Source organism: Pseudonocardia acidicola (assembly GCF_012911935.1).
Lineage (GTDB): Bacteria > Actinomycetota > Actinomycetes > Mycobacteriales > Pseudonocardiaceae > Pseudonocardia > Pseudonocardia acidicola.
The window spans coordinates 1-11282 of record NZ_JAAXLA010000128.1 but is presented as its reverse complement, the minus strand read 5'-3'; the positions used below and the strand labels follow the sequence as shown (position 1 = coordinate 11282).

Annotated in this window: 12 protein-coding genes; 9 read left to right on the top strand and 3 right to left on the bottom strand. The window is 72.7% G+C overall.

What is annotated here, in order from left to right; all coding sequences use genetic code 11:
* Positions 1-57 precede the first annotated feature (57 nt).
* Genes HF526_RS33540 through HF526_RS33530 form a run of 3 tightly spaced genes read left to right on the top strand, consistent with a single transcriptional unit; the run spans position 58 to position 2320 of the window.
* Complete coding sequence (locus HF526_RS33540) at positions 58-792, top strand: YcnI family copper-binding membrane protein (protein ID WP_169385681.1); 735 nt, start codon at positions 58-60, stop codon at positions 790-792.
* Positions 789-1343, top strand: a complete 555-nt coding sequence (locus tag HF526_RS33535; RefSeq protein ID WP_169385680.1) for a copper resistance protein CopC — start codon at positions 789-791, stop codon at positions 1341-1343. Before HF526_RS33540 ends, HF526_RS33535 begins: the two co-directional genes overlap by 4 nt.
* Entirely contained in the window at positions 1340-2320 is a 981-nt protein-coding gene (locus HF526_RS33530; protein WP_169385679.1) for a copper resistance D family protein, read from the top strand. Before HF526_RS33535 ends, HF526_RS33530 begins: the two co-directional genes overlap by 4 nt.
* Here the strand turns inward: HF526_RS33530 and HF526_RS33525 are convergent.
* Genes HF526_RS33525 through HF526_RS33515 form a run of 3 tightly spaced genes read right to left on the bottom strand, consistent with a single transcriptional unit; the run spans position 2317 to position 4945 of the window.
* Positions 2317-3756, bottom strand: coding sequence for a dihydrolipoyl dehydrogenase family protein (locus HF526_RS33525; RefSeq protein WP_420821681.1), 1440 nt, complete (start codon positions 3754-3756; stop codon positions 2317-2319). The genes HF526_RS33530 and HF526_RS33525 overlap by 4 nt on opposite strands.
* A complete protein-coding gene (locus tag HF526_RS33520; protein ID WP_169385678.1) occupies positions 3753-4421 on the bottom strand; it encodes an NAD(P)H-binding protein in 669 nt (222 codons plus the stop codon). Before HF526_RS33520 ends, HF526_RS33525 begins: the two co-directional genes overlap by 4 nt.
* A gap of 56 nt (positions 4422-4477) precedes the next feature.
* Positions 4478-4945 carry a DUF4442 domain-containing protein gene (locus HF526_RS33515; RefSeq protein WP_169385677.1) on the bottom strand — a complete coding sequence of 156 codons (468 nt, stop codon included), beginning with the start codon at positions 4943-4945 and terminating at the stop codon, positions 4478-4480.
* A 107-nt stretch (positions 4946-5052) separates the two neighbouring features.
* Between HF526_RS33515 and HF526_RS33510 the strand changes: the two genes are divergently transcribed.
* From HF526_RS33510 to HF526_RS33485, 6 genes are all read left to right on the top strand, one after another.
* Entirely contained in the window at positions 5053-6870 is a 1818-nt protein-coding gene (locus HF526_RS33510; protein ID WP_169385676.1) for an AMP-dependent synthetase/ligase, read from the top strand.
* 10 nt (positions 6871-6880) lie between these two features.
* Positions 6881-7468 carry a TetR family transcriptional regulator gene (locus tag HF526_RS33505; RefSeq protein ID WP_169385675.1) on the top strand — a complete coding sequence of 196 codons (588 nt, stop codon included), beginning with the start codon at positions 6881-6883 and terminating at the stop codon, positions 7466-7468.
* Positions 7469-7636: 168 nt separating this feature from the next.
* Positions 7637-8665: an alcohol dehydrogenase catalytic domain-containing protein gene (locus HF526_RS33500; RefSeq protein WP_169385674.1), complete on the top strand. Its 1029-nt coding sequence runs from the start codon at positions 7637-7639 to the stop codon at positions 8663-8665.
* Positions 8666-8717: 52 nt separating this feature from the next.
* On the top strand, positions 8718-9782 hold the full coding sequence (locus tag HF526_RS33495) for an amidohydrolase family protein (protein WP_169385673.1): 1065 nt from the start codon (positions 8718-8720) through the stop codon (positions 9780-9782).
* Positions 9779-10483 carry an iron-sulfur cluster assembly protein gene (locus tag HF526_RS33490; protein WP_169385672.1) on the top strand — a complete coding sequence of 235 codons (705 nt, stop codon included), beginning with the start codon at positions 9779-9781 and terminating at the stop codon, positions 10481-10483. The genes HF526_RS33495 and HF526_RS33490 overlap by 4 nt, the downstream gene beginning before the upstream one ends.
* Before the next feature lie 82 nt (positions 10484-10565).
* Positions 10566-11270, top strand: coding sequence for a haloacid dehalogenase type II (locus HF526_RS33485; RefSeq protein WP_169385671.1), 705 nt, complete (start codon positions 10566-10568; stop codon positions 11268-11270).
* Positions 11271-11282: the final 12 nt, after the last annotated feature.

Below are 11282 nucleotides of genomic sequence, written 5' to 3'. Positions count from 1 at the left end.
CATCTGAGGGTTCTCCGGTGGTCCCGCCCACCGGCGGGACCACCGGAGAACCCTCAGATGAGTCGTCCCTTCCGCCGATCCGCACTACGCGGCGGCGTCGTCCTCACCATCGCCACGGGCGCCGTGCTGCTCGGGGCAGCACCAGCGTTCGCCCACGTCACCGCCCAACCGGGCGAGGCCGCGCAGGGCAGCTACAGCGTCATCTCCATGCGGGTGCCCAACGAGTCGGACACCGCGGGCACGGTGAAGCTCGAGGTCACCCTGCCCACCGACCACCCGATCACCTCGGTGCGGACCACCCCGATGCCCGGCTGGACCGCCACCGTCACCAAGACCCCGCTCAACCCACCGGTGCAGACCGCCGGCACGACCGTCACCGAGGCGGTCACCTCGGTCACCTGGACCGCGCAGCCCGGCACCCGCATCGGACCGGGCCAGTTCGTCGACTTCCCGCTGTCGCTGGGCCCGCTGCCCACCGGCACCGACACCCTCGTGCTGCCGGCCACCCAGACCTACGACAACGGTCAGGTCGTGGCGTGGAACGAGCCGACGACTCCGGGTGCGGCGGAGCCGCAGCACCCCGCCCCGGCAGTCACGCTGACCCCGGCCGCGGCCGGGGGGCACGGCCACGGAGGCGGCGGCGCCGCAACGGCGGCCGCCGCCGTCGATCCGACCGACAACACGGCCCGCTGGCTCGGCGGTGCCGGGCTGCTCGTCGGTGCGCTCGGCCTCGGCCTGGGCGGCGGTGCGGCGCTGCGCAACCGCGGTGCCAAGCAGAAGCAGACGCGGTGACCGCGCCGGCCCACGCAGCCCGTGCCGCGGGCCGCGCGCTCGCCGTGACGCTGCTCGCCGGGGTGGCCCTGCTGCTCGGTGCCGCCCCGGCCTTCGCGCACGCCCAGCTGGAGGGCAGCGACCCGCCCGACGGCGCCAGCCTGGCCACCGCTCCGGACAAGGTCACGGTGCGCTTCAGCGACACCATGCAGCAGGGCTTCAACGCCCTCACCGTGATCGGCCCGGACCACCTGGCCTACCAGCAGGGCGCGGTCACGGCCTCCGGTGACAGCGTGAGTGTCGGAGTCAAGCCGCTGGGCCCGGCCGGCCGCTACACGATCGGCTACCGCGTCGTCTCCGACGACGGGCACCCGGTCGAGGGCAGCGTGAGCTTCACGCTGACCACCCCCGGGGCCGGCACCGGCAGCGCCCCCAGCGCCGTCCCGGCGCCGGCGGCCCAGGCGGCGCCCGACCAGGGTTCCGGCGGGGCGCCGGTCTGGCCGTGGATCGTCGGCGCGATCGTTCTGGTCGGCGGCGGTGTCGTCGCCGCGTTGCGGCTGGGCCGGGGATGACCCGGGCGACCGCGCGGCCCGGCCCGCATCCCCGGCTCCGACCGGCGATCTGGACCGGGCTCGCGGTCGTCACCGCCGTGGTCGCGAGCGTGCTGGCCGGCGCGCTGCGCGGCTCGGGACCGTCCATCCTGCTCGGCACCACGATCACCCGCTCCGGCATGGACGTCGCCGGGGTGGCCTGCGTCGGGCTGACTCTGCTGAGCGTGCTGCTGCCCTACGGCGAGGCCGCGTACCGGGAGACCCTGGCCCTGCAGCGGCGCGTCGACCGGGCGCTCGTCGCACTGGCCGGCGGCTGGCTGGTGCTGGTGCTGGCGGGGATCGCGTTCCGGGCCGCGGACGCCTTCGCGACCCCGATCACCGCCCTCGGCGCGAGCGAGGTCAGGCGCTGGGCCGTCGACCTGGCCGCCGGCCGGGGCATGGTGCTGACCGCGGGCTGCGCGGCCGTCGTGCTGGGCTGCGCCGTGGCCCGGGTGGTCCGCCCCGAGCAGGTCCCGGTCCGGGTCCTGCTCGTGGCCTCGCTGCTCGGGGTGCTCACCCCCGCGGTCACCGGGCACACCGGCTCCGCGCCCGACCATCAGCTCGCGGTGACCATGGTCGCGATACACGTCGGCTCGGCCGCAGCCTGGGTCGGCGGGCTCGGCGCGATGCTGGTCCTGGTGGCCCACCGGCGCACCCTGCTGGACGCTGCGCTGCCCCGGTTCTCCCGACTGGCCGGATTCTGCGTGTTCGCCGTGGCGATCACCGGCCTGCTCACCGCGCAGGCCCGGCTGGCCTCCTGGACGGCGCTGTGGACCACCGGCTACGGCTGGCTCGTCGTGGTCAAGACGATGTTCCTGATCCTGCTCGGCGGGCTCGGCGGGCTGGCCCGGCGCCGGCTGGCCACCGGGCGCACCCCCGTGTTGCGGTGGGCCGGGCTGGAGACCGCGCTGATGGCGGCGACGATCGGGATCGCCGTGGCGCTCACCCAGACCGGCTAGCTCACCTGAGCCCGGTAGGTCTCCAGCAGCCGCAGCCACACCTCGCTGATCGTCGGGAACGCCGGGACGGCATGCCAGAGCCGGTGCATCGGCACCTCGCCGGCGATCGCGACCGTCGCCGCGTGCAGCATCTCCGCCACGTCCTGGCCGACGAAGGTCATGCCGACCAGCACCCCCCGGGACTCGTCGACGACCATCCGCGCGATCCCGGAGTAGCCGTCGGCCTGCAGCGACGAGCCGGCCACCGCGATCTCCAGCTCGACCACCCGGACGTCCATCCCGGCGGCCCGGGCCTGCGCCTCGGTCCTGCCGACGAACCCGACCTCGGGGTCGGTGAACACCACCTGCGGGACGGCGACGTGGTCGGCGTAGGCGGCGTGCTCGCCCCACGGCCGGGTGTCGAGGGGCTCGCCGATCGAGCGCGCCGCGATCGCCGCGCCGGCGATCCGCGCCTCGTACTTTCCCTGGTGGGTCAGCGGGGCCCGGCCGGTGACGTCGCCGACGGCGTACAGCCATTCCCCGTCCACGCCGGTGACCAGCCCGGAGTCGTCGATGTCCAGCGCCTCGCCCGGGGTCAGCCCGACGCTGCCCAGCCCGACGTCGTCGGTGTCGGGCCGCCGCCCGGTCGCCACCAGCAGCTCGTCGACCTCGACGGTCTCGATCCCCATCCGCAGCCGGATCGCGCCGTCGGGGGCCGGGGACACCTCGTCCAGGGACTGCTCCAGGCGCAGGTCGATGTGCTCCTCGCGGAACGCCGTGGCCACCCGCTCACCGGCCGAGGGTTCCATCGCCGGCAACAGCCGGGGCCCGTGGTGCACCAGCGTGACCGCCGAACCGAGCCGGGCGAACGCCTGCGCCATCTCGGAGCCGACCACGCCGCCGCCGAGCACCCCGAGCCGGCGCGGCACCTCCTTGGCCGCGGTGGCGTCGCGCGAGCTCCAGGTGCGGACCGTGTCCAGCCCGGCCACCGGGGGCCGCTTCGGCACGCTACCGGTGGCCACCACGACGGCATGCCGGGCCCGCAGCAGCTCGCGCTCGACCGCGTCGCTCCGGTCCACCTGCACCGTCCGCTCGCCGGCCAGCCGGCCGTACCCGCGGAGCACGGTGATCCCCGCGGCCTGCGCCCACTGCACCTGGCTGTCGTCGTGCCAGTCGTGCACGAACGCGTCGCGGCGGGCCAGCACAGCACCCGGGTCGACGTCGGCGGTGACGCCGGGCAGCCGGCGCGCGGCGGCGACGGCGTGCCCGGTGCGTAGCAGTGTCTTGGACGGGATGCAGGCCCAGTAGGAGCACTCGCCGCCGACCAGCTCGGCCTCGACGAGCGCGGCGGAGAGACCGGCCCGGGCGGCGTGGTCGGCGGCGTTCTCCCCGGCCGGACCCGCGCCGATGACGATCACGTCGAACGTGCGGGGCCCGCCCGCGCCGGGGGTCGTCACGGCGTCGTCCCCGTCAGCGCCGTGACGGCGTCGGGGATCGCCTGCTCCCCGGCGCGCAGTTCGAGGGTCAGGCCCGCGGTCCCCGGCGCGTCGAGCAGCGCCGCGAGGACGGCCGCGGTGTCGTCGCGGGTGACCTCGTCGCGGTCGACGGGCGGCGGGGCGAGCAGCACCCGGCCGGTCCCGGGGTCGTCGGTGAGCCGGCCCGGGCGCAGCACCGTCCAGTCCAGGTCGGCGGCCCGGATCGCGTCCTCGGCGGCCTTCTTGGCCCGCAGGTAGGCGGCCCACACCTCGTCGGTGCCCTCGGCCGGGGCTGCGTCCACACCGGTCGAGGAGATCAGCAGGTAGCGCCGCACCCCGGCCTGCGCGGCGGCGTCGGCCAGCAGCACCGCGGCCGCCCGGTCGACGGTGTCCTTGCGCGCGGCGCCGCTGCCCGGTCCGGCGCCGGCCGCGAAGACCACCGCGTCCGCGCCGTCCAGGTGCGCCGCCAACTGGCCGGGCGTGGCCGACTCGAGGTCGAGAACCGCGGCGGCCGCCCCGGTGGCCTCGACGTCGGCGACGTGGCCGGGGTTGCGCACCACGCCGACCACCTCGTCACCCCGGCCGGCCAGCAGCGTGGCCAGCCGAAGGGCGATCTGTCCGTGTCCTCCTGCGATCACCACTCGCACGTGGCCGGACGCTAGTCGCCTCCAGGGGTCCCCGCCGACCGGAAGCGCAGGTTCGCTCAGCCGGCTCGGGGGGCGCGGTTGGGCTTGAGCGTCCACACCACCGTCATGGTGGTGGTCTCGGCGCCGTCGCCGTCGCGGACCGCGACGGCGACGGTGAACTCGGGCCGGCGCCCGGCGTCCAGATCGGCGAGCACCTCGGCGGCCGGGCGGGTCAGCACCGCCTCGGCGGTGAGCGGCCCGCGGGCCAGCTTGAGGTAACCGATCTCGGCGCGCACCACCAGCGGGGTGGCCCGCTCCATCGTCGCGCCGAACGCAGCCAGCCCGACCGCACCGGACGCGGTCTCGGCCAAACCGAAGATCATCGCCGCGTGCGGGCCGCCGACGTGGTTGCGCAGCTCCTCGTGGTCGGGCAGGTACGCGACCGCACGGGTGGTCGTGACCTCGCCGAACTCGACCCCGGACGTACGGACCCATGGGACGGCCCGACGCAGCGCGTCCGGCACCCAGCTCACGTCGACGCTCATGCCAGGCTATATTACTCATCAGTAACTATGGCGTCGATCCAGAGTTGTGTTCTAGAAAGATTCTCTAGAACGTACGGCCGTACCGGATAGACCACGCGGAGCAGCGGATGACGAGCACCCTCATGGACCGGCCGGCCAGCGTCGCCCGGATGTTCATCGACCGGGTCACCACCGCCGGGTCCCGAGAGGCGTTCCGACTGCCCGGCGCGGGCGACTCCTGGGAGTCCGTCAGCTGGCAGACCACCGGTGACCGGGTCACCGACCTGGCCGCGGGCCTGCTCGCCGTCGGTCTCGAAGCCGGCGAGCGGGTGGCCATCGTGTCCGGCACCCGCTTCGAGTGGATCCTGGCCGACCTCGCCGTCATGTGCGCCGGCGGCGCGACCACCACGGTCTACCCCAGCACGATCGCCGAGGACGTCGCCTACATCCTCTCCGACTCGCAGAGCCGGGTGGTCATCGCCGAGGACGCCGCACAGCTCGCCAAGGTCCGCGAGCGCCGCGCCGAGCTGGCGGAGGTGCACACCGTCGTCCTGATCGACGGCGAGCCCGGCCCCGATGACGCCGGGTGGGTCATCGGTTTCGACGAACTCGCGCGCCGCGGCGCGGAACTGCTGGCCGCCAAGCCGGACGCCGTCACCGAACGGATCGCCACGATCGCCCCCGACGACCTGGCGACCCTGATCTACACCTCCGGCACCACCGGGCGGTCCAAGGGCGTGCGGCTGACCCACGCGGCGTGGACCTACCAGGGCTCGACGCTCTCCTCCGAGGGCATCCTGCGCCCCGACGACCTGCAGTACCTGTGGCTGCCGCTCGCCCACGCGTTCGGCAAGGTGCTGCTCACCGCGCAGCTGGCGATCGGCTTCGCCACCGCGGTCGACGGCCGGGTGGACCGGATCGTGGACAACCTCGCCGTCGTCCGCCCGACGTTCATGGGTGCCGCCCCGCGGATCTTCGAGAAGGCCTACGCGAAGATCGTCACCACGATCGCCGCCGAGGGCGGGCCGAAGGCGAAGCTGTTCGACTGGGCGATCTCGGTCGGGCGCAAGGTGAGCGAGGCCAAGCTCGCCGGGCGCTCGGTGTCGCCGCTGCTCGCCGCCCAGCACCGGATCGCCGACGCGCTGGTACTGCGCAGGATCCGCGACCGGTTCGGCGGCCGGATCCGCTTCTTCGTCTCCGGTTCGGCCGCACTCGCGCCCGACCTGGCCCGCTGGTTCCACGCGGCCGGCATGCTGATCCTCGAGGGCTACGGGATGACCGAGTGCGCCGCCGGGGCCAGCGTCAACCGGCCCGACGCGTTCCGGCTCGGCTCCGTCGGACGCCCGTTGCCCGGCACCGAGGTCACGATCGCCGAGGACGGCGAGGTGCTGATGCGCAGCCCGAGCGTGATGACCGGCTACCACCAGCTCCCCGAGGCCACCGCCGACGCGCTGCACGACGGCTGGCTCGCCACCGGCGACATCGGGGAGCTCGACGCCGACGGCTTCCTGCGCATCACCGACCGCAAGAAGGACCTGTTCAAGACCTCCGGCGGCAAGTACATCGCGCCGCAACCGATCGAGGGCAAGCTGCTGGCACTGTGCCCGTACGTGAGCCAGGTCGTGGTGCACGGCGCCGGCCGGAACTTCTGCAGCGCGCTCATCGCGCTCGACCCGGACGCCGTCAAGGTGTGGGCCGCCACGCAGCAGCTCGGCGACCTGCCGTACTCCGAACTGCTCGCCTCGGCGCAGGTCCACGAGCTCGTGCAGGGGTACATCGACCGGCTCAACGCCCAGCTCAACCGCTGGGAGACGATCAAGAAGTTCGTCCTGCTGGAGCGTGAGCTGACCATTGAGGACGGCGAGCTGACGCCGAGCCTGAAGATCCGCCGCAAGAAGGTCGAGGCGGCCAACCTCGACCGGCTCGACGCGCTGTACACCTCATAGGCTCGGGCGGGTGAAGCAGCAGCGCGGCGAGCAGACGATTCGCCGGCTGCTCGACGCGGCGCTCGCCGTGCACGCCGGCCTCGGCGCCGAGGGGTTCACGGTGCAGGCCGTGACGGGTGCGAGCGGAGTCAGCCAGGGCAGCCTCTACCACCACTTCGGCAGCTTCGACGGACTGGCCGCCGCGCTGTACGCCCGGTGCATGGGCGAACTGATGGACGCGCTCGTCGCCGCCGCGACCGCGGCCACCACCGCGCGCGAGGGTGTGCACGCCCTGGTGGTGGCCTACCTGCGCTTCGTCGCCGAGCACACCGCGGCGGTCCGGTTCATGCAGAGCACGCCGTGGCTGACCTTCGCGCCACCGCACGCCGCGCTGGTCGCCGAGGCCAAGGAGCCCCGGATGCGGCGGTTGCTGGAGTGGGTCCGTCCGCACGTCGTCGCCGGCCGGGTTGTCGACCTCCCGGACCCGCTGATGGAGATGCTGGTCGTCGGCCCACTCGCGGAGACGGCCCGGCGCTGGCTCGCCGGCGCCACGGACATCGATCTCGAGCAGGCGATGCGGCTGCTCCCCGAGCGGGTCTGGCGGTCGGTGCAGGCCTGATCCGGCCCCGCGGCAGCTCCGCCCGGTTTGTCCTTTTTCTCGCTCCGTGGAATCCACCCCCTTGTGACCACCACCACCTCGGTTTGAGATCGAGAGCGAGATCCGACACCGCATCTCGGCAGCAACGCGGCCGGGCGTGCGGTCCGCCGAGACCAAGGAGGTGCGGGCGTGAAAGCCGTCCGGGTGCACGAGTACCACTCCGATCCCACGATCGACGACATCCCGGAGCCGCAGATCACCGGCCCGCTCGACGTCATCGTCAAGATCGGTGGGGCCGGGGTGTGCCGCACCGACCTGCACATCCTCGAGGGCCAGTGGGCCGAGGCCATGAATCCCGAGCTGCCCTACGTCATCGGGCACGAGAACGCCGGCTGGGTGCACGAGGTCGGCGAGGGCGTCACCAACGTGGCCGCCGGCGACACCGTGATCCTGCATCCGCAGCCCAGCTGTGGGCTGTGCCGCGCCTGCCGCGCGGGCAAGGACATGCAGTGCACGAACGCGTTCTTCCCGGGCCTGTCCAACAACGACGGGGGTATGGCCGAGTACCTGCGCACCACTGCGCGGGCCTGCGTCAAGCTCAACCCGGAGACCAATCCCGCCGACGTCGCCGCACTGGCCGATGCCGGTATCACCGCCTACCACGCGGTGCGCAAGTCCATCCCGCTGCTGTACCCGGGCACCACGGCCGTGGTGCAGGGTGCCGGCGGGCTGGGCCACATCGGCATCCAGTGCCTGGCCGCGCTCACCGCGACCCGGATCATCGTGGTCGACAGGAACCCCGACGCCCTCGCGCTGGCCAAGCAGATCGGCGCCGACGAGACGGTCCAGGCCGACGGCACCCACGTCGACGCGGTCAAGGACCTGACCGGGGGCGAGGGCGCGAACGTCGTGTTCGACTTCGTTGCCGAGCAGGGTGCTGAGAACGACGCCTGGCAGATGACCGGGCCGGACGGCTACCAGTTCGTCATCGGCTACGGCGGCCAGTTCACCGCCCCGACCCTGGACTTCGTCGCCGGCGAGAAGAACGTCATCGGCAACATCGTCGGCACCTACAACGACCTCGCCGAACTGATGGTCCTGGCGCAGGCGGGCAAGGTCACGCTGCACACCAAGCAGTACCCCCTCGATGCCGCCCTCGACGCCATTCACGATCTCGACGCCGGCCGTGTCCGCGGCCGGGCGATCCTCGTCCCCTGACCGCCTCGACCCGATCTGTCCTGCAACGACGCTGACGCGGAGGCCCACCACCATGTACGAAAAGGACGGCGAGAAGTACTTCATCGTCGACTCGCATATGCACTACTGGGACGCGAGCCGGGAGAACTGGGTACCAGGGCGGGAAAACCTGGCGAAGGGTTGGATCGACTGCTTCTACGGCTACCACCAGCTCGGCCCGCCCGAGACCCAGTGGGACTACGAGAAGTACCTGAAGTACTCCGAGGACGACCTGATGCGCGACGTCTTCGAGGACGGCCACGTCGACGTCGCGATCTTCCAGTCGACCTACCTGAAGCACTGGTACACCGAGGGCTTCAACACGGCCGAGCGCAACAACCTGCTCACCGAGAAGTACCCGGGCAGGTTCATCACCAACGGCCGCTGGGACCCGCGTGACGGCGACGCCGGGATGCGGCAGCTCGAGGAGGACGCCGAGCGGTACGACCTCAAGGGCGTCAAGCTCTACACCGCGGAGTGGAACGACAGCTCCCGCGGCTGGAAGCTCACCGACCCGGAGGCCTACAAGTACCTGGAGAAGTGCCAGGAACTGGGCATCAAGAACATCCACGTGCACAAGGGCCCGACGATCTGGCCGCTGGACAAGGACGCCTTCGAGGTCACCGACGTCGACCACGCCGCGACCGACTTCACCGACCTGAACTTCATCGTCGAGCACGTCGGCCTGCCGCGCATCGAGGACTTCTGCTTCATGGCGGTGCAGGAGCCCAACGTCTACGCGGGCCTGTCGGTGGTGATCGGCGGGCTGATGCACGCCCGGCCGAAGTTCTTCGCCAAGGTGATGGGCGAGCTGCTGTTCTGGGTCGGCGAGGACAAGATGACCTTCGGCAGCGACTACGGCATCTGGGAGCCGAAGTGGCAGGTCGAGGGCTTGGTCGACTGGCAGATGCCCGATGACGAGCAGTACGCCGACTACCCGCGGCTCACCACCGCCGGCAAGAAGAAGATCCTCGGGCTGAACGCGGCGAAGCTGTACGACATCGAGGTGCCGGCCGAGTGCCAGCTCCCGACGACCGCCGACGAGGCGATGCAGCCAGGCGAGGAACTGGTCAAGGACACGGCCGGAGCGCAGGCATGATCGAGGCCCCCCCGGGCACACCGCCCGCGGTCTGGGCGGCGTTGGAGACGGTTCTCGACCCTGAGCTGGACGAGCCCATCACCACGCTCGACTTCGTCGAGTCGTGCACCGTCTCCGCCGACGGGGTGGCCACGATCCGGCTGCGGCTGCCGACGTTCTTCTGTGCGCCGAACTTCTCGTTCCTGATGGTTGCCGACGCCTACGACGCGGTGTCGGCGGTCCGGGAGGTGACGCGCGCCCAGGTGACGTTGGCCGACCACTTCGCCTCATCGGAGATCAACGACGGGGTCGCGGCGCACTCCGGGTTCGTCGGGGCGTTCTCCGGCGAGGCCGTGGCCGAGCTGGACGCGCTGCGCGCCCAGTTCCTCACCAAGGCCGCGCTGGCCGGCCAGGACCGGGTGGCCCGGCCACTGGTCGACGCCGGGACGGGTCCGCAGGAGCTGGCCGAACTCACCCTCGGCCAGGTGCCGCCGTCGCCCGACCTGGACCGGCTCCGGGAACGGCGGGCCGCGCTGGGCATGGCCCACGGCGACGACGCCCCGCTGCTCGTGCACTCCGACGGGAGCCGGGTCACCTCCGAGCAGGTCCCGCTGCACCTGCGGCGGGCCCGGTTGCAGCGGGTCGGCATCGAGACCAACGGGGAGTACTGCAAGAGCCTGCTGGCCAGCAGGTACGCACCGGGCGCGGCGACGGCCCCCTAGGACGGCAGACCGCGCGACGCGGAGACGGCCCCGGCGAGCTCTCGCCGGGGCCGTCTCCGTCGTGCTCAGTAGGGTCCGGCGGGTGGACGTTCGCGCGCTGGTGTTCGACGTGTTCGGGACGGTGGTCGACTGGCGGTCGGGGGTGGCGCGAGACGCGCGTGCGCTGCTCGGCGGCCGGACCGGCGCAGCCGTCGACCCGGTAGCCTTCGCCGACGCCTGGCGCAGCCGCTATCTGCCCTCGATGGACCGAGTGCGCCGCGGCGAGCAGCCCTGGACCAATCTGGACGGGCTGCACCGCGCCTCGCTGGATGACCTGCTGGTGGAGTTCGGGGTCCCGGACGTCCCCGAGCCGGTACGCGCGGAGCTCGTGCTGGCCTGGCACCGGCTCGACCCGTGGCCGGACGCCGTCGACGGCCTCACCCGGCTCAAGCGCGACCACGTGATCGGCACCTTGTCCAACGGCAACGTCGCGCTGCTCGTCGACATGGCCAAGCGGGCCGGGCTGCCCTGGGACGTCATCCTGTCCGCGGAGCTGGTCGGGCACTACAAGCCCGATCCCGAGGTCTACGACGCCACGGCGCGACTGCTCGGCCTGGCACCGGAGCAGGTGATGCTGGTGGCCGCGCACGTCGACGACCTCGCGGCGGCCCGGGCGCGCGGGCTGCGCACGGCCTACGTGTACCGACCCGACGAGCACGGCCCGGCCGTCGCACCGCCGCCGGCAGATCCACTCGCCGACATCTCCGTCGCGTCGTTCGCCGAACTCGCCACCCACCTGCGCCCCTGACCCCACCCCCAC